This is a genomic window from Acinetobacter tandoii (assembly GCF_008867985.1).
GTDB lineage: Bacteria > Pseudomonadota > Gammaproteobacteria > Pseudomonadales > Moraxellaceae > Acinetobacter > Acinetobacter tandoii.
Map to the genome: position 1 here is coordinate 39,712 of NZ_VXLD01000007.1, position 25,084 is coordinate 64,795.

21 protein-coding genes, 3 tRNA genes and 2 pseudogenes are annotated in these 25,084 nt (G+C 38.7%); 15 read left to right on the forward strand and 11 right to left on the reverse strand.

All coding sequences use genetic code 11. From position 1 onward, the window contains the following. Positions 1-70 precede the first annotated feature (70 nt). The 3 genes and pseudogenes from tsaD to F4W09_RS11440 form a co-directional block, all read left to right on the forward strand. Positions 71-1,090, forward strand: coding sequence for a tRNA (adenosine(37)-N6)-threonylcarbamoyltransferase complex transferase subunit TsaD (tsaD, locus tag F4W09_RS11430; RefSeq protein ID WP_151504876.1), 1,020 nt, complete (start codon positions 71-73; stop codon positions 1,088-1,090). Between the two features lie 512 nt (positions 1,091-1,602). After that, positions 1,603-2,013 carry an NUDIX hydrolase gene (locus F4W09_RS11435; protein WP_151504877.1) on the forward strand — a complete coding sequence of 137 codons (411 nt, stop codon included), beginning with the start codon at positions 1,603-1,605 and terminating at the stop codon, positions 2,011-2,013. Between the two features lie 137 nt (positions 2,014-2,150). Continuing rightward, positions 2,151-3,017 (forward strand): annotated as a pseudogene (locus F4W09_RS11440) (ISNCY family transposase); the annotation flags it as partial. Here the strand turns inward: F4W09_RS11440 and F4W09_RS17325 are convergent. The 3 genes and pseudogenes from F4W09_RS17325 to F4W09_RS11460 all read right to left on the reverse strand — a co-directional run. Continuing rightward, positions 3,014-3,268: pseudogene (locus F4W09_RS17325) on the reverse strand (IS982 family transposase); the annotation flags it as partial. The pseudogenes F4W09_RS11440 and F4W09_RS17325 sit on opposite strands and share 4 nt — an antisense overlap. Positions 3,269-4,093: 825 nt before the next feature. Beyond that, the gene (locus F4W09_RS11450) at positions 4,094-4,510 is read right to left on the reverse strand and encodes an NF045616 family extracytoplasmic (lipo)protein (RefSeq protein ID WP_151504878.1); all 417 of its coding nucleotides are present in this window, start codon (positions 4,508-4,510) and stop codon (positions 4,094-4,096) included. 368 nt (positions 4,511-4,878) lie between these two features. Next, on the reverse strand, positions 4,879-5,751 hold the full coding sequence (locus tag F4W09_RS11460; protein WP_151504879.1) for an ATP-binding protein: 873 nt from the start codon (positions 5,749-5,751) through the stop codon (positions 4,879-4,881). A gap of 180 nt (positions 5,752-5,931) precedes the next feature. Between F4W09_RS11460 and F4W09_RS11465 the strand changes: the two genes are divergently transcribed. From F4W09_RS11465 to F4W09_RS11485, 5 genes are all read left to right on the forward strand, one after another. After that, positions 5,932-7,446 (forward strand): DUF3336 domain-containing protein, encoded by a 1,515-nt coding sequence (locus F4W09_RS11465; protein ID WP_016167642.1) that lies wholly within the window; start codon positions 5,932-5,934, stop codon positions 7,444-7,446. Between the two features lie 106 nt (positions 7,447-7,552). Then, entirely contained in the window at positions 7,553-8,260 is a 708-nt protein-coding gene (locus F4W09_RS11470) for a serine/threonine protein kinase (RefSeq protein WP_244948567.1), read from the forward strand. A gap of 107 nt (positions 8,261-8,367) precedes the next feature. Then, positions 8,368-8,452, forward strand: a tRNA-Leu gene (locus F4W09_RS11475). A gap of 31 nt (positions 8,453-8,483) precedes the next feature. Further along, positions 8,484-8,557: transfer RNA gene (locus F4W09_RS11480), tRNA-Trp, on the forward strand. Positions 8,558-8,588: 31 nt separating this feature from the next. Further along, positions 8,589-8,673 (forward strand) — tRNA-Leu (locus F4W09_RS11485). 300 nt (positions 8,674-8,973) lie between these two features. Here the strand turns inward: F4W09_RS11485 and F4W09_RS11490 are convergent. From F4W09_RS11490 to F4W09_RS11500, 3 genes are all read right to left on the reverse strand, one after another. Continuing rightward, positions 8,974-9,177: a hypothetical protein gene (locus F4W09_RS11490; RefSeq protein ID WP_016167644.1), complete on the reverse strand. Its 204-nt coding sequence runs from the start codon at positions 9,175-9,177 to the stop codon at positions 8,974-8,976. A gap of 350 nt (positions 9,178-9,527) precedes the next feature. Then, on the reverse strand, positions 9,528-10,694 hold the full coding sequence (gene metK, locus F4W09_RS11495) for a methionine adenosyltransferase (protein WP_044739842.1): 1,167 nt from the start codon (positions 10,692-10,694) through the stop codon (positions 9,528-9,530). A 449-nt stretch (positions 10,695-11,143) separates the two neighbouring features. Then, positions 11,144-11,365, reverse strand: coding sequence for a hypothetical protein (locus F4W09_RS11500; protein WP_151504881.1), 222 nt, complete (start codon positions 11,363-11,365; stop codon positions 11,144-11,146). A gap of 513 nt (positions 11,366-11,878) precedes the next feature. Between F4W09_RS11500 and tkt the strand changes: the two genes are divergently transcribed. After that, positions 11,879-13,867 carry a transketolase gene (tkt, locus tag F4W09_RS11505; protein WP_151504882.1) on the forward strand — a complete coding sequence of 663 codons (1,989 nt, stop codon included), beginning with the start codon at positions 11,879-11,881 and terminating at the stop codon, positions 13,865-13,867. 370 nt (positions 13,868-14,237) lie between these two features. Next, positions 14,238-14,822 carry a YceI family protein gene (locus F4W09_RS11510; protein ID WP_044739839.1) on the forward strand — a complete coding sequence of 195 codons (585 nt, stop codon included), beginning with the start codon at positions 14,238-14,240 and terminating at the stop codon, positions 14,820-14,822. 101 nt (positions 14,823-14,923) lie between these two features. Here the strand turns inward: F4W09_RS11510 and F4W09_RS11515 are convergent, their stop codons facing one another. Together F4W09_RS11515 and F4W09_RS11520 are read right to left on the reverse strand one after the other, a co-directional pair. Then, positions 14,924-15,637 carry a glutamine amidotransferase gene (locus F4W09_RS11515; RefSeq protein ID WP_151504883.1) on the reverse strand — a complete coding sequence of 238 codons (714 nt, stop codon included), beginning with the start codon at positions 15,635-15,637 and terminating at the stop codon, positions 14,924-14,926. 77 nt (positions 15,638-15,714) lie between these two features. Further along, a complete protein-coding gene (locus tag F4W09_RS11520; RefSeq protein ID WP_151504884.1) occupies positions 15,715-16,275 on the reverse strand; it encodes a TetR/AcrR family transcriptional regulator in 561 nt (186 codons plus the stop codon). Between the two features lie 87 nt (positions 16,276-16,362). Here F4W09_RS11520 and F4W09_RS11525 point away from each other — a divergent pair, with 87 nt between their 5' ends. The 4 genes from F4W09_RS11525 (at position 16,363) to F4W09_RS11540 (ending at position 19,444) form a co-directional block, all read left to right on the forward strand. Continuing rightward, on the forward strand, positions 16,363-17,115 hold the full coding sequence (locus tag F4W09_RS11525; protein ID WP_151504885.1) for an SDR family oxidoreductase: 753 nt from the start codon (positions 16,363-16,365) through the stop codon (positions 17,113-17,115). 38 nt (positions 17,116-17,153) lie between these two features. Continuing rightward, on the forward strand, positions 17,154-17,747 hold the full coding sequence (locus tag F4W09_RS11530; protein WP_151504886.1) for a 2-hydroxychromene-2-carboxylate isomerase: 594 nt from the start codon (positions 17,154-17,156) through the stop codon (positions 17,745-17,747). 183 nt (positions 17,748-17,930) lie between these two features. Then, the gene (locus tag F4W09_RS11535; RefSeq protein ID WP_151504887.1) at positions 17,931-18,509 is read left to right on the forward strand and encodes a TetR/AcrR family transcriptional regulator; all 579 of its coding nucleotides are present in this window, start codon (positions 17,931-17,933) and stop codon (positions 18,507-18,509) included. Continuing rightward, positions 18,506-19,444, forward strand: coding sequence for a DMT family transporter (locus tag F4W09_RS11540; protein WP_104442236.1), 939 nt, complete (start codon positions 18,506-18,508; stop codon positions 19,442-19,444). Before F4W09_RS11535 ends, F4W09_RS11540 begins: the two co-directional genes overlap by 4 nt. Before the next feature lie 100 nt (positions 19,445-19,544). On the opposite strand, the gene exaC is transcribed toward F4W09_RS11540, so the two are convergent. Further along, positions 19,545-21,056, reverse strand: a complete 1,512-nt coding sequence (gene exaC, locus F4W09_RS11545; RefSeq protein WP_044739832.1) for an acetaldehyde dehydrogenase ExaC — start codon at positions 21,054-21,056, stop codon at positions 19,545-19,547. A gap of 196 nt (positions 21,057-21,252) precedes the next feature. On the opposite strand from exaC, the gene F4W09_RS11550 reads away from it, so the two are divergent. Further along, entirely contained in the window at positions 21,253-22,443 is a 1,191-nt protein-coding gene (locus F4W09_RS11550) for a transcriptional regulator (protein WP_151504888.1), read from the forward strand. Position 22,444: 1 nt separating this feature from the next. Here the strand turns inward: F4W09_RS11550 and F4W09_RS11555 are convergent, their stop codons facing one another. Both F4W09_RS11555 and mdh read right to left on the reverse strand, forming a co-directional pair. After that, entirely contained in the window at positions 22,445-23,413 is a 969-nt protein-coding gene (locus tag F4W09_RS11555; protein ID WP_151504889.1) for an alpha/beta hydrolase, read from the reverse strand. 215 nt (positions 23,414-23,628) lie between these two features. Further along, a complete protein-coding gene (gene mdh / locus F4W09_RS11560) occupies positions 23,629-24,840 on the reverse strand; it encodes an iron-dependent methanol dehydrogenase (protein WP_151504890.1) in 1,212 nt (403 codons plus the stop codon). Positions 24,841-25,084: the final 244 nt, after the last annotated feature.

A 25,084-nucleotide genomic window follows, 5' to 3' on the forward strand; every position in this document is an offset into this window, starting at 1 on the left:
CATTTACATCTCATACCACAAGTCTATAATAGGTTTCGCTTTAGATTTGATATAGGTTGTAGGCAGTTTAATGATCGTTTTAGGCTTAGAAACATCGTGTGACGAAACAGGTTTGGCACTGTATGACAGTGAAAACGGCTTACGCGGGCAAGTTTTGTATAGTCAGATTAAACTGCATGCAGAATATGGTGGGGTCGTACCAGAGTTGGCTTCGCGTGACCATGTACGCAAATTAATCCCATTATTAAATCAATTGCTTTCGGACAGTGGCGTTAAAAAATCCGAAATTGATGCGGTTGCATATACACGTGGGCCTGGATTAATGGGCGCGCTCATGACAGGCGCTTTGTTTGGTCGAACTTTGGCTTTTGCTTTAAATAAACCTGCTATTGGTGTACATCATATGGAAGGGCATATGTTGGCACCGTTACTCTCTGCGACACCGCCTGAATTTCCTTTTGTCGCATTATTAGTGTCTGGTGGACATTCTCAGTTAATGGCAGCCTATGGCATTGGGCAGTATGAATTGCTAGGCGAGTCTATTGATGATGCTGCGGGTGAAGCCTTTGATAAAGTAGCGAAAATGATGGGTTTACCATATCCAGGTGGTCCAAATATTTCTAAACTTGCAGAGCAAGGTGATCCTAACGCTTTTGCTTTCCCTCGCCCAATGTTGCATCAGGGCTTAGAGTTTTCATTTAGTGGGTTAAAAACAGCTGTATCTGTACAAATGAAAAAATTGGGTGATGAGAACCGTGATGCTGATATTGCTGCAAGTTTCCAAGAAGCGATTGTGGATACTTTAGTTAAAAAATCTGTTAAAGCATTAAAACAAACAGGTTTAAAGCGTTTAGTGATTGCGGGTGGCGTTAGTGCGAATAAGCGTTTACGTAAACGCTTGGAAGCGGATTTAACCAAAGTTCGCGCGCAGGTTTATTATGCTGAGCCTGCACTTTGTACTGATAATGGTGCCATGATCGCATTTGCAGGCTATCAGCGTTTAAAAGCAGGGCAGCAAGACGGTTTAGCTGTGACGACGACTCCTCGCTGGCCAATGACAGAATTAAGTAATCCTGCGGAAATTATTTAATCAATCTCAATTAAATTGTATTGTAATAAAAAAGCCCGACTTCTTGTCGGGCTTTTTCGTATCGAGTATTCGGTATAACTTCTGTCGTACCTCAGGTCCTAGTACTGACTTTATCATTGTTGTTTTGAGTTTTTGGAACATCATATTCTCTATGACTTTATAATATAAATCTTGTGGTGAATGGTATAGAGATTATCTGCTTGAAGAGATGTAAGCTGAAGCTTACAGAGTTGTAATACACTTACCCCTAGGGTTATCCACAGAAATTGCGGATAAAATTAAGGGTTCTGAGCGTTGATTTACCTAGTATTATTAAGTTTAAGTGTGTTTTTTGATCTACTGCATTTATTGAAAATGATAAAATTTTTGAGCAGGAAAAAGGCTCATAAATATTTGTTAATTTTTAAAATTGATACTTTGATGTATACCGCTTTAGATAAATATATTTTGTATAATGCCGATTAAGTCAAATGCAGGGTATAATTAGCTAATTTTATATAAAAATTTTAAGTATGGCTGTAATAGAAAAAGTAGTACCTGTCATATTTAGGCATGTAAGTCAAAATATTGAAATATTAGTTTTTAGACATCCTATTGCAGGCATTCAAATTGTAAAAGGCACTGTTGAAGCTAATGAAAAGCTAGAGGATGCCGCTATACGAGAGCTTTATGAAGAGTCTGGGATTTCATCTACAAATATTCATTCATATCTTGGTTTGCATTCTCCATCTGAATCAGGACCGAATTGGCATGTGTTTGTATGCTACACAACAGAAATATTAAAAGATAATTGGACGCATTTTTGTAATGATGATGGTGGGCTCAAGTTTCAATTTTTCTGGCATCCTCTTGTGCAGGAGCCAACGGATGAATGGCATCAACTTTTTAAAGAATTATTAGAATTTATAAAATCCAGATATTAAGTTTTGCTACGATTAATATAATGCACGTTATATGTAATGTTTGTGTTAGAACCCATTTAAAGTGTCTATATCCTCACCAATAAAAATGTCTGGTCTATATGATGCACATCAATATCATGGACTGGATATGAATCGAGATGCTGATCACTATGTCTGACAAGGAAATACAGCGTCCTGCAGGATGTTCGAGATCAACGTATTACACAAGTCCGTGCTGCTGAAATTTTGAATCTTTCAACCCCTCAAATTACTCGGCTTATGCAGAAGTTTAATCAAGATGGTATTTCAGGTTTGGCTCATTCCAGTCGTGGTCAATCTGGTCATCGTCGACATGATGAAGCCATAAAGTCTGAATGCCTTTCCATTATTTCTAAACAACTGCTGGGCTTTAGCCCAACCTTGGCTCATGAGAAGCTGATGAGCATGTTTGGTTTGAATATTCCTGTGGAAACGGTTCGTCGCTGGATGACTGCAAATGAGCTTTGGATTCCGTGATCCAAATGCCTGAAACGTCCATATCAGCCGAGATATAACTGTGATTGCTTCGGTGAACTAATTTAGATCGATGGCTCGTATCATGACTGGTTTGAAGGTCGAGCTACCAAATGCTGTTTGCTAGTCTATATTGACGATGCCATTGGAAAGCTGTTGCATCTGCGCTTTTGTCAGGCTGAAACCACCTTTGACTATATGCTTTCGACCAGAGCCTATATTGAGCAATATGGTAAGCCTCTAGCCTTTTACAGCGATAAGCACTCAGTCTTCCGAGTTAATCAGAAATCCAGCCAAGACAGCCAGATCATGCAATTTGGAAGGATTCTCAGCGCGTTAAACATTGATATTATCTTTGCCAACTCACCACAGGCCAAAGGGCGTGTGGAACGTGCCAACAGGACACTTCAGGATCGTCTGATCAAGGAAATGCGTCTGGAAGGCATCATTCGATTGCCGAAGCAAATGCCTGGCTGCACTGTTTTATTGAGCAACTCAATCTAAAATTTGCCAGTTGATGTAATTGAATAAGGTGAACCATGCGCTGGCAACAAGGTAAATGCTTAAATAAGTGGTTATTATTGTGCTTTAAGGTGTCAAACAATGCTTTTAAATTATTGAAATGAGAGCATTTGTACCACATAGTAATGAACACAATTTCAGAAAGGTGGAGTTGAGCATTTCTAATTCTTAGATGTTGGTGGTTTTGTTTTAGAAACTTCCAGTAAATTTTTTCAAACTTCTGAAAAATATCATCAATCACACAGAATAATTAGGTACTATCAAGCATAAGGACTAGGGTTGTGAGTTTGTGTGTGGTAACTCAACTAATGGCTCTAGTCCTTCTCTTTTTTAAGTCAATTTCTTATCCGTGATTCGGGTTAGTTATGACTAATTTTTGAAAAATAAAGATTTGTGCTACAACAATAAAAAAAGAGTTCTATATGCCTCTCATAGCCCCCATCTTAATTAGCTTATTAATTTTATTGCCAATGGGCTTTTTTTATTTTGTTGTGGGAACTAAACAAGACTTTATAGATGTTGGTTTATTTTTTTTATGGCTGGCTTAAAGGGCGTGTTATATCCTTTTCTTTTTCATAAATTAAAGCAAAAAACCCCACTCATACTATTATTGGGGGGGGGATTAGCTCAATTTTTGTATTCTTTATTTCTAGTTTTATGAAAGGTGATTCATCTGGTTTCATACAGGCAGGAGCAGTTGCTCTTATGTATTTGGTCATCTTTATTCCTTGTTATTTGATTTCTACTTTTCTACAAGTGATCGTACTAAAAAATCGTAAGCAATAAAAAAGCCCAGCATCCTGTCGGGCTTTTTCATATTGGGTGTTTAGGTATAACTCCTGTCGTACCTCACGTCCTGGTGTTGCACTTATCATTATTGTTTTATGTATTGGAACATCCTGTTCTTTATGTCCCAATCATATGAAAATTCGCAGGGATGACATAGATGCAATGTTCCGGTAATCCCTCCTAAAAATGAACGCGATCAGCTTAAGTATGATCAGCCAAAAAGTCGTGGTTATGGGATGAGTCGATAGGTAAAAACTTAGTCATGACTAAATATCTATTACTTAGAACACACAGCTTCCTCTGGGCTAAGATAGCTTACAGGCAGAATCTTTCCAGCTTCAGAAATACATATTTGCGTTGCAAAATTTTTATTTGATTCCAAATTCACATCATATGGTTTGTTTATTTTAAAAATATTTAACGGAATCAAGGCACAATCATCCTCTAATATAGGAAATTTTCCTTTACTGTATGTCTTTTCATACACAGTTTTATAATCTTTACTATCTGTTATTTCTGCAACAAAAACTAGATATGAGTTTTCAACATCGGAATAGGTTTTTTCATTATTTGTGAAAATACATACATTATTATCTTTAATAGTGGATTCAAGATTTCTACTAATAGGTTGTGCACAACTGTTTATAGTAAGTAAACTAAGCAAAGACATTAATAAAACAGGATTTTTTTTCATGATTTAAGCTTTAGGTAACAAAGATTTATCTATCGGGTTTAACAAAAAATCTCTTAATATTCTTTCAACAGACCCTAGTTAATCCAAAAAATTGCAGCACTTGTGTTCTTAATATCAGATGGATTTAGTTTTATACTTAGTACTGAATATTGGTTGATAGTGGTGTGCTAGGATTCAGTTGCTCTAAATTAACATAATACATCTCATATGAAACCCTTGTTTAATTTCTTTATAAATCAAATATTTATTGTATTTAACTTAGCCCAATCCTCATGGGTTGGGCTTTTATTCTAAAAATAACGTTCCGCGAATAAAAATCTAAATAGGATGCTGCCTCATTGTTTAAATAAACTGATTTTATAAGAAGTTTAGAGCTGCTGTAACTGCTGTGAACCTACCCAATGTTTTGAGAATTGATAAGCGGCGCGCCCAGAACGTTGCCCACGTGCTTGACACCATCTCAATGCTTCTGCGCGTACTTCTTCTGTCATTGGCATTTTTGATTTTGCTAAATAGTGTTCAACGATTTCTAAGTAAAGTGCCTGATCCATAGGATAGAATGACAACCACAAGCCAAAGCGATCAGACAGCGAAATTTTTTCTTCAATCGCTTCTTGAGGGTGTAGTTCATTGTATTGAGGAACGTCAACGCGGGTGACAGGTGTATTTTCATGCATAAACTCAGGAAGTAAATGACGACGGTTACTGGTGGCGTAAATAATAAAATTACTTGAGCCAGACTGTAATGAGCCATCCAATACACTTTTTAAACTTCGGTAGTTTTCATCTTCAGCGTTAAATGCTAAATCATCACAATAGACGATGAACTTTTCAGGACGGTTTTGAATAATTTTTTGAATTTCGGGTAATTCTGATAAATCATCACGTTCAATTTCAATTAAACGTAAGCCTTGATTTTGATATTGGCTTAATAAAGCACGAACAATAGATGACTTACCCGTACCACGTGAGCCTGTCAGTAATACATCGTTTGCAGGTAATCCATTTAAAAATTGTAGCGTATTTTGAATGACTTTGGCCTTTTGACGCTCAATCCCTTTTAGGTCGTCTAAATCAATTTTTTTGGGATGGAAAATGGGAATAAGTTGCTTATTTTGCCACTTAAACGCTGGCGCAGAAAAGTCAGGTTCTTGTTTCAATGAGGGCAGTGTTTGATGTAATTGAGCAAGAACTTGCGAGAGGGATTGTAAAATCGTGTCAGGTAATTCGATAGTTGCCATAGTCATTCAGCTGATAATTACGATAAAGTAGCAAATAAGACCAACCTTGGCCTTGGTTTTAGACTGTATAGTATAATGTGAGCGAATGCTAATCGAATCATGCTTCGACTTAGCCAAATTTTTAATATTCAAAGATAAAGACTTTAAATTGTATTTAAGCGCAGGTGTTTGAGGGAAGCTATGTTATTTCAAGAATTCATACAGGACATGAATCCACATCAAGCCTATCGTATAAAAAAGTTAAAACGCCAATTAGAACATGCGGAAAGTTATGCAGAGTGGAAAAGTATTGCGCTCAAAATTGATCAAGAGTCGGGAGCGCAAGAGTGGAAGTATGATAACTGCTCGCCTTATTTTGATGCGGAAATGATCTCATATCGTTTGAAATTACTAAAACGCTATCGCTATCAGCACCGAACACGTGACTTAATGTATTTATTACGTGAGGGGCTAACCTATGACATTGCCAATATCGCACATCCAATGCTTTTTGCAGCGACGTATGTAGGTACTAAAACTATTATCGAGGACTATATTGAAGAAGTAAGCGCGAGCTTAGCGTTTATTGCCTCAGAAGCTTGCGAGTGTCTTTCTCACCAAGAGAAAATGGATTTCTTTAAACATTGTGAAAAAGCCTATGGACAGCCAGCGTTAATGTTCTCTGGAGGTGCAACTTTAGGTCTGTTTCATACTGGGGTGTGTAAAGCCTTACTTGAGCAGGATTTAATGCCTAAAGTGCTTTCAGGTTCAAGCGCGGGTGCAATTATGACTGCTATGCTTGGTGTCTCAAATCCTGAAAATATTTCGAAAATATTAAATGGCGAGAACTTTTTTAGTGAAGCTTTTCATTTTCGAAAGTTGGGTGACTTGTTAAAAGGCAACGGTGGCGTTGCCGATGTGAAGTATTTGAAAAAATTCCTCGTTGAAAATTTAGGCAATGTTACTTTTGATGAAGCATTCAAACAGTCAGGGTTATATATTAATGTTGCGGTAGCACCTTACGATGCTTCACAGGAAGCGCGTATTATGAATACCTATACTTCTCCTGATTTATTGGTGTGGAGCGCGGTATTGGCTTCCTGTGCGGTTCCTATTTTATTTCCGCCTGTTAAGCTCACCAGTAAACGCTATGATGGCGAACTTACGCCATACATGGCAACGACACGTTGGGTAGATGGCAGTGTACGGAGCGATTTCCCACAACAGAAAATGGCACGCCTTTATAATTTAAATTACAGTATCGCAAGTCAGGTTAACCCACATATTGTGCCATTTATGCAAGATGATGTTTCTCGGTTCAGACGTGATATGTTGAGTTGGCCTGAGCGCATTATTCGTCGTCAAGGCAAAGTTATTGCTAAGGGTGTGATGGACTTTACGCGTGAACGGGTGGGGAAAGTGCCTTCTATACGCCGTTTACTTGATCATGGTTATGGTGTGGTGGATCAGCGCTATTATGGTGATGTCAATATTATTGGTAGATATAGTCTGCGTCATTATAGTTATATGTTGCAAAATCCTCGTCCACACTTATTTAAGTTGTTACAACGCGAAGGAGAGCGGGCGACATGGCCAAAAATATCGAGCATTGAAACTCATGCTCGAATTGGGAAAACCATCCAGCACGCCTTAGAACTTTTGAATTATCAGCAATTACACCGACAAGAAACACATGTCCAAGTTCATACTGCCTGATTTTAATCATATAGATTGTTTGGAATTAAAAACCAAGACGAACAGCCTGCGATATGGACGCAGGCTTTATTATTTTCAGTATCAAGAAAAGCTTTATTGGTTAAAGATGCAAATGAAACAAGGGCATCATATCTACCAACAAGGATTTCAGCATGAATTGGCTTTTTATCAAGAAAGTCTGAACTCTACTTCATTATCTAGCATCATATTGCCTTGTGAAATCGTGCCTAAAGCATTTGTCGCATCTAGGGCAGTAGATATTGAAATTGAGCAATCCTTAGCGCAGATGCTTATTCTGCCTCATGCAGCGTCGTATTTTAGTGTTAGTGCTCAGACATTGCCGATTGCAAGTATTCAGCATTATCTATTACGTACTTTAGATGTTATACAGGCGTTATATGAAGCAGGATGGATACATGCTGATTTAAAACAGGAGCATTTTGTAGAATATCAAGGGCAGGTCAAACTGATTGATTTTGAGCAGGTGCAACTTATTTCACCGCATATGAGCACTAAAATGAATGCAACGCCACGCTATATGGCACCAGAATTATTTCATGGTGAAGTGAAAACAATACAATCTGATATTTATGCTTTAGGCATTATTTTCTATGAGTGGCTGTCTGGACAGCGATTAAAGGCAGAAAATTATACAGATTGGGCGTATTTACATTGTCAGCACTTAAATATTGAGCTTCCTGAGAAATTTTTAGTATTTCAATCGCTTTTGTCGAAGATGTTGGCAAAGCATAAAGCGCATAGATTTGACAATTTTTATGCAATAAAACAGGCCTTAGTGTCTGAAATTGCTTAAGAAAAGTACATAAAAGTGGTTTTTGTTTTATATTTAATCAAACAAGAGTTTTTTTCATAAAAAGGGCTTGCCAGAGGAGGGTGATCTCTATAATATACACAGCCATCGGGGGCGTGGCGAAATTGGTAGACGCACTGGATTTAGGTTCCAGCGCCGCAAGGTGTAAGAGTTCGAGTCTCTTCGCCCCCACCACTTAATCATCAGTTAATGATGTTTAGGTAACAGAGGATTGGTGTAATGGTAGCATGACGGTCTCCAAAACCGTTCGTCAAGGTTCGAGTCCTTGATCCTCTGCCAAATTTATTTACGATAAAGTGAAACCCGGTATGGGGGCGTGGCGAAATTGGTAGACGCACTGGATTTAGGTTCCAGCGCCGCAAGGTGTAAGAGTTCGAGTCTCTTCGCCCCCACCATTTAATATACTGGGAAGAATGAAGCAAGGTTAAAACCTTGTTTTTTTTCGTCTGAAGAAAAGTGAATATTTAAAGTTCACTAGAAAAATTGTGCATATTAAATTTTCTAAATGTGAAGATGGGTGTAAAGATAACTAACTCACTTTCAATAAGTGCTAGATTGGAGAATCACGGTATTTTAGACGAGTCTGAATGAATTAAATGTGGCAAATAAAAAAGCCCCGTAGGGCTTAAATACATAGGAATAGCAACTCGATCAACTGTGAAAATCGTGTACGATTTACAGGATTGGTTATTTCATTACGCTTTCAAATGATCTTCAAATTCTTCGCCTAATTGCATTGCTAAAGAATTTCCTGCCAAATCACAGGTAACTAAGCCATATTCTTTTTTAAAACTAAAGGTAAAACCACGATCATCAGCGAGGCTTTTAACTGAATAACCTAATTTTTCTAACCAAATACGAAATGCGATTAAATTTTTTGCTTTCACAACCTTTTTCACGAGAGAACTCCTGTAAACATATAAATATTTAATAGGGATAGGCAAAATTTTTTAAAGGGCAAAAACCTATTTTTTTATTTATAAGCATTTTTTTGCCTAATTTCTATGCTGTTGTGTAATTGATTTGGCGAACTTAATTGTGGGGGAATAGTTGAATGAAAGTAAAAATCAATTAGTATTTTTAGATTAAAGATTTGATTAATAAAATATTATTTTCTTTAAAATCGGAAAATATTTTTGTATTAAGGCATTAAGCATCAATATGTGAGAAATATTTTGTTATGAGAAATTATTTTGCAATAGATGTAAAAAAAGCTCACCGAAGTGAGCTTTTTTGATGGTGGGAAATATTAGAGACCAGCAGAAGACTTAAGTGCTTCAACTTTGTCTGTTTTTTCCCAAGTAAATGCAGTATCTGAACCTTCGCGACCAAAGTGACCATATGCAGCAGTTTGCTTGTACATAGGTTGAATAAGGTCAAGCATACGTGTAATGCCGTATGGACGTAGATCGAAGTGTTCACGAACCAATTGAATAATCAATTCATCAGGCACTTTGCCCGTGTTAAATGTATTAATAGAAATAGAAGTCGGCTCGGCAACACCAATTGCGTAAGACACTTGAATTTCACATTTATCAGCTAAGCCAGCAGCAACAATGTTTTTCGCAACATAACGACCAGCATATGCAGCAGAACGGTCAACTTTAGATGGGTCTTTACCAGAGAAAGCACCACCACCGTGACGTGCCATACCACCGTAAGTATCTACAATGATTTTACGACCTGTTAAACCACAGTCACCTACTGGACCACCAATCACAAACATCCCTGTTGGGTTGATGTGGAATTGAGTGCCTGCATGGAACATTTCCGCAGGAATAATTTTTTTCACGATTTCTTCAATCACAGCTTCTTTTAAGTTCGCTTGTGAAATTTCAGGATCGTGTTGTGTAGACAGTACAACTGCGTCTAAACGTACAGGCTTGCCATTTTCATAAGCAAAAGTCACTTGGCTTTTTGCATCTGGGCGTAACCATGGAAGTGAGCCATTGCGACGTAATTCAGCTTGTTTTTCCATTAAGCGGTGTGCATATGAAATTGGAGCAGGCATAAGCACATCAGTTTCACGGCTTGCATAACCAAACATTAAACCTTGGTCACCTGCACCTTGGTCTTCAGGTTTTTGACGGTCAACACCCTGAGCAATTTCAGGAGACTGTTTACCAATCATGTTGATGACCGCACAAGTCGAACCATCAAAACCTAAATCTGAATGGTGGTAGCCAATACCGTTTACAGTTTGACGAACAACAGCTTCGACATCAATGTTTGCAGTTGTTGTGATTTCGCCAGCAAGTACGACAGCACCCGTTTTTACAAGCGTTTCACAAGCAACCCGCGCATATGGGTCTTCTTTTAAGATTGCATCCAAGATAGCATCACTGATTTGATCAGCCATTTTATCTGGATGGCCTTCGCTTACAGATTCCGAAGTAAATACAGCGTACTCGCGCATAAGTCCTATCACAGTTAATTTTAAAGACGCAATATGTTACATCGAGTTAGACTTTAGGACTAGCTCAACTTGTATAAAAAAGGATGAATTTATTTCAATTCAATGACTTTTTATCTGATATAAGCATCTATAAAACTGATAAAGCAGCAATTAATTGTTTTGGCTTTAAATATTTAGTGTATATAAATTAAACAATTTAATACACAGTTATACTTAAGTAGAAAAAAATTGATGAAATTTAAAGGGGATGAAAATCATTCTTCTGGCTGTTGGTTAAGCATGTGCATACTTAAAAAGTGATGATAAAGATCATAAAGCGGAACTAAACACAGAAAAATAACGACGGTTTAAAAGAAGTCACAAGTCCGTAAATTATCGATGACAGGGATTGGGGTATAGTGAGCGTATTTTATTCGTATTTTTGAAGGGGGAGTTGGAATTGAGACAAGCTATTTAAATTGATATGTATAGGAGGGCGTGAAGCGTTCATCCGAATGGTCTAAATAAGTGTTGTTATCCATCATAAAAGCTATCTCATTAGAGGAATGGCGCTTTTGTGTTAAATAAACCGATTCTAAATCAGTGAAGTAAACTTTATGTTTTTCATCTCCAGTATTTTTAGCACCATAACTTTTCGCAGCAAAACCATTAGGAATCAAAATTATTGGCATAAGGAGTACCTAACTTGATAGTCACTTTGTTCTTAAGTGCATCAAAAAATTAATTCCTCAGAAATCTAATTTTATTGAGAAATACTTATGTCTGCCTTACATGGATATTTAGTGCAGTTTCAATGATGTTAGTTTTTTTTATGTGAAGAGCTTTGTTAGAGCTAGGTTAACTTTGCTTGGATCTTGCATTCATCTGAAATAAACGTGAATTTTGTGTCAGAAGAAGCTATTTCTAATTCTAAACTGTATTTCAAAGCTTTAATCTGATTTTACAGGCATGATAATAGGCAATATGGTGTTGCATGTAACTCTAGATCAAAATAATAATTTTTTTTGTTTGCTCGTATAAATAAAATTCTTAATATTTCCATTCATTCAAGTCCACATAAGTAGCAATTAATAGGGAAAAATTGTGTATAAGGCTTTACCCATCTCGCTTTTTTTAAGACAATAGTGCCTAGTTTTGAATGTGATATTCATCTTCTTTAAATTGTTTTAATTGGACTCTGATCTATGACAACCCCTTTGAACGAACGTCGTATTGCAAATGCAATTCGTGTATTGGCTATGGATGCTGTGCAAAAAGCCAACTCAGGACATCCAGGTGCACCAATGGGGATGGCAGATATTGCAGACGTCGTTTGGCGCGAATTTTTAAATCATAATCCAACAAACCCACAATGGGCGAACCGCGACCGTTTTGTATTGTCGAATGGTCATGGTTCAATGCTTCAATATGCATTGTTACATTTAACAGGTTATGAGCTTTCAATCGAAGATTTAAAAGCTTTCCGTCAGCTTCACTCTAAGACACCGGGTCATCCAGAATTGGGTTATGCGCCTGGTATTGAAACTACAACTGGGCCGTTGGGTCAGGGTATTGCCAATGCTGTAGGTTTTGCGTTGGCTGAAAAAACTTTGGCAGCGCAGTTCAACAAAGAAGACTTGGCAGTTGTTGATCATTTCACTTATTGTTTCTTGGGTGATGGCTGTTTAATGGAAGGTGTTTCGCATGAAGCATGTTCACTAGCAGGTACTTTAGGTCTAGGTAAATTAATTGCTTACTACGACGACAATGGTATTTCAATTGACGGTGAAGTCGAAGGTTGGTTCTCTGACGATACAGAGCAACGTTTCAAATCTTACGGCTGGCAAGTACTTCGTGTAGACGGTCATGATAACGATGCGATTCGCGCGGCAACTTTAGAAGCAAAAGCGGAAACTAAAAAACCTACGATCATTATTTGTAAAACAATTATTGGTTTAGGTTCTCCAAACAAACAAGGTAAAGAAGACTGTCACGGTGCACCTTTAGGTAATGATGAAATTGCATTAACACGTGAAGCTTTAGGCTGGACAGAAGGTCCATTTGAAATTCCTGCTGACGTTTATGCAGCATGGGATGCAAAAGCAAAAGGTGCTGAATCTGAAGCAGCTTGGAATGCCGTATTTACTCAATATCAAGCGAAGTACCCTACAGAAGCGGCTGAATTATTACGTCGTATTGAAGGTGACTTGCCTGCTGAATTTATTGCTCAAGCAGATGCGTTCATTGCAGAAACTAATGCTAAAGCGGAAACAATTGCGACTCGTAAAGCAAGCCAAAATACTTTACAAGCGTTTGGTCCATTATTGCCTGAATTATTAGGTGGTTCTGCGGACTTGGCTGGTTCTAACTTAACACTTTGGAAAGGTTGCCAAGGCGTTCAAGATAACCCAGCGGGTAACTATGTACACTACGGCGTACGTGAATTTGGTATGACTGCAATAGCGAATGGTGTTGCATTGCATGGTGGTTTCATTCCTTACGTTGCTACATTCTTAATGTTTATGGAGTATGCACGTAATGCGGTCCGTATGTCTGCATTAATGAAACAACGTGTCATTCATGTATATACGCATGACTCTATTGGTTTGGGTGAAGATGGTCCTACACATCAACCAGTTGAACAAATTGCATCTTTACGTGGTACACCTAACTTAAATACATGGCGTCCATGTGACACTGTTGAAGCAGCTGTGTCTTGGAAATCTGCGCTTGTACGTAAAGAAGGTCCTTCTGCGTTAATCTTCTCTCGTCAAAACTTACCATTCCAAACTCGTACTCAAGCACAAATTGAAAACATAGCAAAAGGTGGTTATGTTCTTGCAGAAGAAAAAGGCGAATTAAAAGCAATTATTATTGCAACAGGTTCTGAAGTGTCACTAGCGATGGAAGCATATGCACAACTTGAAGGTGTGCGTGTCGTTTCTATGCCATGTGCTGAAGAGTTCATGAAGCAAGATGCTGCTTACCGTGAAGCTGTATTGCCAGCTCATATTCGTGCGCGTGTTGCAGTTGAAGCTGCGCATGTCGACTACTGGTGGAAGTTTGTTGGTCTGGATGGCAAAGTAATTGGTATGACGACTTATGGTGAATCTGCACCTGCGAAAGACTTGTTCCAGTTCTTTGGTATTACGACTGAAGCAGTTGTAAATGCACTAAAAGAATTGACAGCTTAATCGGTCATTTTTATAAAAAACGCCTCTAATGTGAGGCGTTTTTTTATGGTTATAAGGTTCATAAATCATAGTAATAAAAGATCACAACAACAAAAGCAGATAAAACTAAATTTTAAATGGATCACAGTGCTAAAAGTCTTAGGGTTGTATATTCCGAAGTGGATAGATCAACTGTTATTTGAAAAATACCAAAATGAAAATACAGATGATTAATTTAGTGAGGAATCTGTCACAATCGTTCTAATAAAATCCATAATAATATTAATCCTTTAAACTGTTCTAAATTTGAAACATATCGTCTTATCCATAACAGTGAATTATAATTTCAAAGGTATACACTAATAATCATTCTGAAACGAGATAAAATCACATGAATTTAAAAGCATTAACTTTGGGTTTAGCAGTTGCTTCAGTTGCAACATTCTCTATGGCAAAACCTGTGGCGTATCAAATTGATCCAACACACACGGCAACAGTATTTTCTTGGAGCCATTTTGGTTTTTCTACACCATCTGCAAACTTTAGCAATATTCAAGGCACGATTAATGTAGATAATGAAAAACCTGCGAATTCTTCAGTGAATGTGACTATTCCATTGTCTAGCTTAAATACGAATGTGGCTGCATTAGATGAGCATTTGAAAAAAGCTGAATTTTTTGATGCAATCAATTATCCAAATATCACATTCAAAAGTACTAAGGTAGAATCTTTAGGCAATAACCAATATAAAATTACAGGTAACTTAACTGTTAAAGATGTCACTAAACCTGTTGTGCTTGATGCTGTAATGAACAAGCAAGGTGAACATCCAATGACTAAACTACAGTCGATTGGTTTCAATGCTACAACTTCATTTGACCGTTCTGCGTTTGGTGTCGGCGCATACGTGCCAAATGTTGGCGATAAAATTACAGTAAATATCACTACTGAAGCATCAGTTCCTGCGAAGAAATAATCTCCCCACGATTTCTTCGGGAAAGTAAAAGGCACTCGCATTGAGTGCCTTTTTTATGTTTGTTGCTTCTTGGAGTAATAGGATCGATTTGATCTAGAGTCTTACTCAATATGCTGCATAAAAAACTTAAGCACTTGTGGTGCATGTTGCTCTAAATCAGGTGCAAAACGTTGGTTATCGGCACGTAGGCTAGGAATATCAATTTTTGCATGGCGTAATTCGCAGGTATGACCAATCAGCCATTTTTCCATTGCATCAGCAGCGACTTCAACATGAAATTGTAGTGCTAAAATATTATTACCAATTTTAAACGCTTGATTTGGATATAGTACTGAACTTGCCAGAAGTTCTGCGTTTTGCGGTAAATCGAATGTATCACCATGCCAATGTAAAACTGGCGTATCGGCGAGGCTTGTAAGAGGATTCTCTGCGGCAGGTTTGATTTCTAAACTGCTCCAACCTATTTCTTTTTGTGATCCCGTATAGACTTTGGCACCTAATGCATGGGCAATCAATTGGGCACCTAAACAAATACCGAGCGTAGGTAAATTACGTGCTAGTCGATGTTTGAGTAATTCAATTTCTTCTGTTAGAAATGGATAATCTACCGTTTCATAAACCCCAATTGGCCCGCCTAAAATTACTGTGAGCCCTTCATGTTCTAGGGCTTTACGTAGGTTATCGACACCTGCTTCTACATATCTCACACGAAAGCCGAGTTGATAAAAAGTATCCTCTAAAGCACCTAGGTCTTCAAAAGCAAGATGTTGAATGGCATAAATGGTCTCAGGAAAATCGGGATCTGTTGTTTTCATACGCTTTAAATTGTAATGAATAAACGAAATGGTTTTGAATATATACCAAAATAATAAAGCTAAGTAAGTAATAAAGTTTAAACATTAAGGCTTGCTTTTAAAAAAGCTTTGCTAGAATCGATCACTTGTTTTTGTATATTTTCATCTGCCATACCACGCGCAAGACTAATCGCACCCACCAGTTGGCAAAGGACGCCCCAGGCTTTGTCTTCACTACCTAAATGTTGAGTAAACAGGGCGTGTCCGCGCAGTAATTCTTGTTGATAAAGTTGTTTGATGTCGATATCTGAGCGGGCTACTTCGCTGGCAAGCGCAGGTAAGATACAACCATGATCCGCATGTTGCACATGAGAGATATTGAGGTAGCGGTTTAATTCAAAATCAAGCCATTCATGCGGGTTATTATGGGGATTATTTTCCCATCTTGAAAAACTTTGTTGTAGTTCTGATTCTAATAAAGCTTTTAATAACGCATGTTTAGAAGCAAAGTGTGAATAGAAAGCTCCACTGGTCACACCAGCAGCTTTCATGAAGCCATCCACGCCTGTTGCAGCAAAGCCTTGCTGTTTAGCCAGTTGACCACTGATATACAGTAATTCTTTGCGTTTTTCTTGTTTGTAGCTTGGTTTATATCGCATGTGAATGACTCATAAACGAGATTTGACGATAGATAAATTATAACATAGTATTCGTTATAGTAACGATCGTTATTTAATGGGGTGAAAATGAAACAGAAGAATGAACAACAAATAAGGCAAAAGGGTGTTGCTTTAATTATTGGTGCAGGTGATGCGACAGGGGGTGAGATTGCAAAACGCTTTGCGCGTGGGGGATATATAGCATGTATGACACGCCGTAATGCCGATAAGTTGCAGCCCTTAATTGATGAAATTGAACAAATGGGTGCTAAGGCTCACGGTTTTGCATCTGATGCACGTAAAGAAGAGCAAGTGATTGAATTAATTGAACAGATAGAAAGTTCAATAGGCCCGATTGAAGTGATGGTCTTTAATATTGGGGCGAATGTACCGTGCAGTATTTTAGAAGAAACGGCGCGTAAATATTTCAAAATTTGGGAAATGGCATGTTTTAGTGCTTTTTTAGTTGGGCGTGAGGTTGCCAAACGTATGGTACTGCGTGAACAAGGCAGCATCATTTTTACAGGTGCAACGGCAGGTGTTCGAGGTGCTGCAAATTTTGCCGCCTTTGCAGGTGCTAAACATGCATTACGGGCTTTGGCACAAAGTATGGCACGTGAATTAGGACCAAAGAACATTCATGTTGCACATGTTGTAGTCGATGGAGCAATTGATACAGATTTTATTGAAACCACCTTTCCTGAACTTTATGCACTTAAGTCGCAAGATGGCATATTAAACCCCGCGCATATTGCAGAAAATTATTGGCATTTGGCACATCAACCTCGTGATGCATGGACACATGAATTAGACTTAAGACCTTGGATTGAACGTTGGTAATGCAAATATTTCAAAATGTTAAATAGGGAGATTTAATAATGCAAACAATAGAATTTTATTTTGATTTAGGCAGTCCATATAGTTATATAGGTTTTCATCGTATCCAAAAAATAGCTGCAGACAGACATGCCAACATTCTTTGGAAACCGATGCTTTTGGGCGGGGTATTCAAGGCAACGGGTAACAGCAGCCCCATGATTGTTCCCGCAAAGGCACAATATGCCATGAAAGATTTAAAGCGCTGGTCGAAGCTCTGGCAGATTCCCATGCAAATGAATCCTTATTTCCCAATTAATACTTTACAATTAATGCGCTTAGTCACTGCTGTACAGATCTATCAAGCTGAGCAATTTTTGCGTGTACTTACAGGTGTATTTCATGCCATGTTTGGTGAGCCACGTAATCTGAATGATCTACAAGAGTTTAAAAAAATGCTTATAGATTTGGACTTGGATGTACAACAGGTACAAGATTGGTTGGAAGATGAGCAAGTCAAACAACAGTTAAAATCGGTTACTGAAGAAGCTGTACAACGTGGGGTGTTTGGGGCGCCGACGTGGTTTAGTCAGAATGAAATGTACTGGGGTATTGATCATCTGCATTTTTTAGAACATGCATTAACTTCCGCTTAAATTATATTAATAGTTTCAGAGAAAATCTCTTGGATGGTTTTTCAGGAGATTTTTTCATTCGCTTTCTTCAATATTTAACTTTTAAAAGACATTCATTCCTTTCAAATAGATGAATTTTAGTTTGCAATTTTATATTCATTTTTATAAATTAGGTAGATCGGTATACCTATTGGGATTATTAGCATGAGTAATAAGTCGGCAAAGGAAAAAATTTTAGATGCAGCAGCCACCTTGTTTTATAACGATGGTATTGCCAATACAGGGATTAATGCAATAACTGATCGGGCGGGTGTAGCTAAAATGTCGCTCTACAATAATTTCCCGACCAAATCTGATTTGATTGCTACTTATATACAAGCTCGTCATCAGGAATGGCTAGACCTGTATGCCAAGCGATTAGTCGATTGTAATTCTGCTTATGAAAAAATTTTGGCTGTATTCGATGCCTATCAAGATCATGCGGAATGTGCATACGAAAAGGGATTTAGAGGTTGCGGTTTATTGAATGCAGCGGCGGAGTTTCCCGCTGCAAGTCCAGAGCGACTAATGGTGAAGCAACATAAAGATGAAGTTGAGCAGATTTTAGTAGAGCATTTAAATGCAATGTTTCAGGATCAAAATAAAGCTCAAGAATTAGCATTATTCATTTCTTTTGTTTTAGAGGGTTCGATTGCCCGTGCAGGTTTGGAAGGCAATGGAACGAAGGTACATGCTGCGAAGCAAATGATAGAGCGCCTTTTACAACAGGAGTTGAATGTGTGAGCCAGAAGTTTGATTTAAGTCCACATTATGGTTTTATCGCGGTACTGGTTGCCTCGGTATTATGGGGAACTACAGGTACAGCTGCATCATTTGCTCCTCATTTAAGTCCCTTGGCAATTGGAGCTTTGGCTATGGGTGGTGGTGGGCTTCTACAGGCATTATTAGCTAGAAAGAAAATTGCAAAACATCTTCAAGACATTCCTAAAAATAAAGGCATATTATTGTTAGGTGCTCTTTCTGTGGCAATTTACCCGCTAGCCTTTTATAGTTCTATGCATTTGGCAGGCATTACCATCGGGACTGTGGTGTCTATAGGTACAGCGCCTTTATTTACTGCCTTGCTAGAGCGTATTTTTGATCAAAAGCAATTATCTAAACGATGGTTCTTAAGTTGTTTTCTGGGCATATTTGGAGTGTTGTTACTCTCACTCGGCGAGTCACATGCTACGACTCAGTTACAACATTCAACCGATCAGAAAATTGTAGGGGTTATTCTAGGTTTAGTCGCTGGACTGACTTATTCGCTGTATTCATGGGCTGCCAAAAAACTGATTGATCGCGGTGTAGAAGCGAAAGCATCAATTGGTTTAATTTTTGGATTCGGTGCAGCATTATTACTTCCTACAGCCTTTTACACTGGGGCAAATCTGTTTGATCAAGCCATTCATGTGTATGTTGTTGGTTATATGATGCTGATTCCAATGTTTTTGGGCTATTTATTATTTGGTTATGGGCTCAAAACTGTGCCTGCAAGTCGTGCAGTGACTTTGACCTTGTTTGAACCATTTATGGCTGCTGTATTTGCAATGCTGATTGTCGGAGAGAAATTAGATGGATTTGGTTGGTTAGGAATGGGGCTAATTTTTGTTTGTTTGATGATTTTATTTAAAGAAGAACCTGCAACTGAACCAAATCATACGATTGTTTCCACTTAATGTAAGTAAACAGTCAATAACAGATTCAAAAATAAAAACAGCGAACCTAGGTTCGCTGTTTTTATTTTCGTGCAAAGGAAACAGGTTTCAATAGAGGAGATTAGAAGAAACCTGCTGGTTTGGTCGAGTAGCTCACTAACAAGTTTTTAGTTTGTTGGTAATGATCAAGCATCATTCTGTGATTCTCACGACCAATACCTGATTTCTTGTAGCCACCGAACGCCGCGTGCGCAGGGTAGATGTGGTAACAGTTGGTCCATACACGACCTGCTTCAATCGCGCGACCAGCACGATAAGAAGTATGTGCTGAACGTGACCATACACCTGCACCTAAGCCATAAATGGTGTCATTGGCAATTTTGATGGCTTCATCAAAGTCTTTGAAGGTAGTTACAGACAAGACAGGTCCAAAAATTTCTTCTTGGAAAATCTTCATGCTGTTATTACCTTTGAAGATGGTTGGTTCAATGTAGAAACCACTACCGACTTCGTTACGTGCACCACCGCCAGTAAGTACTTCTGCACCTTCGCCACGACCTGTTGCAATACAGCCCAAGATTTTTTCTTGCTGCTCTTGAGAAGCTTGCGCACCAATCATGGTGTCTGTGTCTAATGGATGTCCTGTTTTAATACGTTTTACACGTTCAATAGCTTTTTCAAGGAATTTGTCTGCAATGCTTTCTTGAACGAGAGCGCGTGAAGGACATGTACATACTTCACCTTGGTTTAAAGCGAACATTGCAAAACCTTCAAGGGCTTTGTCTAGGTAGTCATCTTCACGATCCATGATATCTTCAAAGAAAATGTTTGGAGATTTACCACCAAGTTCCAGCGTTACAGGAATAATGTTTTCAGTCGCATATTGCATAATTAACTGACCTACTTGCGTAGAACCAGTAAATGCGATTTTTGCAATACGTGGGCTAGTTGCAAGTGGACGGCCCACTTCAGCACCAAAGCCATTGACGATGTTCAAGACTCCTTCTGGTAATATGTCTTGAATTAATTCAGCAACCAATAAAATACCGACAGGGGTTTGTTCAGCTGGCTTAAGAACAATACAGTTGCCTGCTGCTAGTGCTGGAGCAAGTTTCCATGCTGCCATAAGAATTGGGAAGTTCCATGGGATAATTTGACCCACTACACCCAATGGCTCATGGAAATGGTAAGCAATTGTGTCTTCATCAATCTCAGAAATTCCGCCTTCTTGTGCACGAATACAACCTGCAAAATAGCGGAAGTGATCGATTGCTAGAGGGATGTCAGCTGCAAGTGTTTCACGGACAGGTTTACCATTGTCCCAAGTTTCTGCAACCGCCAGTAATTCAAGATTTTGTTCTAAACGATCTGCAATTTTAAGTAACAGATTTGAACGCGTTGTAGGAGAGGATTTGTTCCATTGAGCCTTAGCTTTGTGCGCTGCATCAAGCGCAAGTTCGATATCTTCAACCGTTGAGCGAGGAATTTTTGTGAATACTTTGCCATCGACAGGCGAGATGTTTTCGAAGTATTCTCCTTTAATAGGTGCAACCCATTGGCCACCAATAAAGTTTTCGTATTGTGCTTTAAATTGAACCTTAGAACCAGGTTGATTAGGATCGACGTAACGCATATATAATTTCCTTTGCTTGTTGTTTATCTCAGCTTCTACAGCTTTGGTATAAGGTACAACAGTACATTATTTGTTTAGCATAACTAGCATAAGGTTGGAGAAAGGTTGGAAAGTAGAAGGTTTACAACAGGACGACAAATGCTTACAAAAACAGTTAAGTACAGGACGTCGAATCATTAGTTGTTGAGAGAAAGCAATGATGAATAAGCAAGCATTATTAGAAAAAAGACAAAGGATTGATCAGTTTCGCCAAAGCAGTAGCCTTTCGCCATTACATGCAGAACAATTAGGGCAAAGTATTGCAAGTTCATGGCAGCGTTCTGCTTCGGCAGCGATTCCTAAAGACCGTATGGCAGCGCCAATCAATCATCAGCATCGTCGTGGTTTAAACGGTGCATTAGAGCATGCCTTACAACTATGCACGGAAGACCTCAAACATATTGCACAGCAATCTTCCATGGTGATTGCTGTGGGCGATATCGGTAGTACCATTGTGTGGTCGGCATCGAGTAATCAAATGCAAAGAGCTGCTGAAAGTGTACACTTTGTTGAAGGTGGGCAGTGGCGAGAAGAGTTGGTCGGTACTAATGCATTAGCATTATCGTTAAAAACCCAGCAATCGAGTTGTGTGTTTTCTAATGAGCACTACATGACTTCTATACAGGACTGGGTGTGTTATGCGGCACCTATTATTGATCCTTATTCAAAGCAACTCTTGGGGGTCATCGACTTATCGACCACATGGAAAAACCACAATAGCTTGGGACTTTTGGCTGCTGAGCGCTGTTCTTCGATTATTCAATCCGCTTTATTGGAACATCAAAAGCAACAGTTATTTATTCGTGCATTTGCTGTGCCACAAATTTTGTTTAATGGTAAAGCCTTGGTACTGACACCACGTCAAATTGAGATTCTTGCGATTTTGGCTTTGTGTCCTCAAGGGCTAACTTTGGATACCTTACATCAAGCGCTATATGGAGAACGTAAGGTCAGTGTGGGAACGTTAAAAGCGGAAATGTCACAACTTCGTGATATTTTGGGAGGCATGTTAGGCTCAAGACCTTACCGTTTGTTGGTCAATGTCGATGCGGATTTTTTACAGGCTGAACAAGCTTTAGACGCTGGATATTTGGAAACCGCTTTAAAGCTGTATACAGGCGTGTTCTTGGCGAAAACCGAAAGTCCATTTTTATGTGCTTGGCGAGATTGTTTGGAGTCACGTTTAAGTGATGCCATTTTTAAAGCCAACGAAACAGATGTATTGCTGAAACACGTGGCGCATTTTCCAGAAGCAATAGATGCGGTAGAGCGTTTGATTGAACTGATGCCTAAGGCACATCCTGTTCATCAAACGCTATTGAAATTTAAGGATAGAGAGGACTTTTAATTCAGATTCCTTTCTCCTTTATCCAAGCAAATAAGTTCTGATAAACCTGCTCACGAACTTTAGGTGCGGATAAAACTAAATCGTGCAAACCATTTTCAATGGTTTGAATACTGATATCTCCGATCATTTTCTCGGCGTATTTTTGAATGTCATTAACGTTTAAAATCACGTCACTGGTCTGAGCTTCAATCCCCCATTTTTTCGGGTTGGTGGTTTGATGTGAATGCATGACTAGGGTGGGAATAGTGAGTGTTACACCTGCGTGAATCTCTTTTTGAGCTTCATGGATGGCTCGAACAAAGCTGAGTTTTACCATTTTATAGCTTGGTTGTTTCCACTCCAGATTAAAATTCCATTCACCATGATAGTGACAATGTAGGCTAGGGACGTACCATTTATTCAAACCGCTTGGAATAGTGAGATTCGGAAGCAATCGACCTAGTTTGCTGAGTTGCGGTAACGCTTTATTTTTCTCGAACTCGCTCATGTTGAAATCATAAAAAGGACTGTTTGCCCATAAACCCTTAATCAATGAATGCTGCGGGTGATGGGCTGCAAATAAGGTACAAATGAGGCCTCCCGTTGAATGCCCGCTTAACAACACTGCATCATGACCTTCTGCTTGAATAATTTCTAAGGCTTTACTAATTTCTGCATCGTATTCACTTAAATCACGTACATTATAGAGTTGTTGATGCCCTAAACGGGAACGTCCATATTTGCGTAAATCCAGTGCATAAAAATCAAAACCCTGCTGATTGAATTGATCTGCCATTTCAGTTTGAAAGAAATAATCAATAAAACCATGAATGTATAAAATTGCTTTGGTGGTGGTTTGAGAGGTTTTTTTGCGAACTAGAGTCGCAACGACTTTGCCTTCATAATCATCGGGGAATTCAAGCACAAGCTGTTGATAATCTGGCCCCAGAACATCGGCTTGATAGGTGGTAGGAATTTTGAGCGATGTCATTTTTATACTCATCAAGATTTATTATGGCTTAATCCTTGATGATGTTGGAACATTTGTCAAATTGAATTGATTGTAAAATAAAAAAATGCAACCCAGTGCCTTCTTCTGTAAAGAATCTAGACTGCAGCCAATGGTTAGTCAACATTGGCTACATTCCATGCCCGATTCAAACAGAACTGGGTTGCCAAAAGCAAAAAGTAAGAGATTGGAGAGACTTACACCGCTGCTTTAAAATCTACAACTTCAGCGCCACTTTTTAATGCCGCTTTGAAAATATCAACCACTTGAGCATGAGTAGCTTTACGTGGGTTAGTCAACATACAAGCATCTTTTTGAGCATTTTCAGACATAATGCCTAAATCTTGCTCTTTCACACCGAGTTCAGATAGGTTTGATGGAATACCGATAGAAGATGACAACTCACGGATTGCTTCAATCGCAGCATAGGCAGCTTCAGTCACGGTAAATCCAGTGGTGTTAACACCCATTAACTCGGCAATACGTGCATAACGGTCAGGGCAGGCAATTAAGTTGAATTCGCATACATGTGGTAGTAATACCGCATTACATACACCATGTGGTAGGTTATAGAAGCCGCCTAATTGGTGTGCCATGGCATGAACATAACCTAAAGAGGCATTGTTGAATGCCATACCTGCAAGATACTGTGCATAGCTCATTGCATCACGTGCTTCAAGGTTTTCACCGTTGGCAACCGCTGGGCGCAACCATTCACTGATCATTGAAATCGCTTTTTCAGCACATGCATCGGTAATTGGATTTGCAGCAGTAGAAACATATGCTTCTACAGCATGAGTCAATGCATCCATACCTGTAGCAGCAGTTAAGCTAGCTGGTTTTGCAATCATGAGTTTAGGGTCATCAATTGCAATCAGTGGAGTGCAGCGCCAATCGACAATTGCCATTTTTACATGCGTGTCTGTGTTGGTAATAATACAGAAGCGCGTCATTTCAGATGCTGTACCAGCAGTTGTATTGACTGCAATCAGAGGAGTCATTGGGACAGAGCTTTTATCAATGCCTTCATAATCACGAATATGACCGCCACCTGCTGTTACCAGACCAATGCCTTTTGCACAGTCATGTGATGAACCACCACCTAGTGAGACAATAAAGTCACAGGCATGGTCATTGTAAGCTTGTACACCGTTATGTACGTTAATATCTGTTGGGTTTGGTTCTGCACCTGGGAAGATGTGACTGTCGACACCCGCATCTTTTAGATAGCTTGCAATCGTGTCTGCTACACCAAACTTAAATAAGCCAGCATCGGTAACAATCAGTGCTTTTTTAGCACCTAAATTTTGTGCTTTGGTCCCAATCTCTTTAGCACAGCCTGGACCAAAGAGTGAAACACATGGAATGTAAAAACCGTTTGTTTGATCTGCAATATTTTTAAAAGCCATGGTGCGATTCCTTCTACCATTGTTATGTTTTAAGCGGTGACCCTCACCGTGGTTTGAGTATTAAATGAAGACACATTTAAGCCTACCTACCAAACACCTACCATCATATTTAGATTGGAAAATTGTCGTGGAGAGGTAGGATGCTGTTGAAAATTAATACTGTAATATTTTTATCTAATATTTTGAAAAATAACAAAATATATGAATATCTTTCTTTAGGTGTTTTTTTTAAAAATTTGATTAC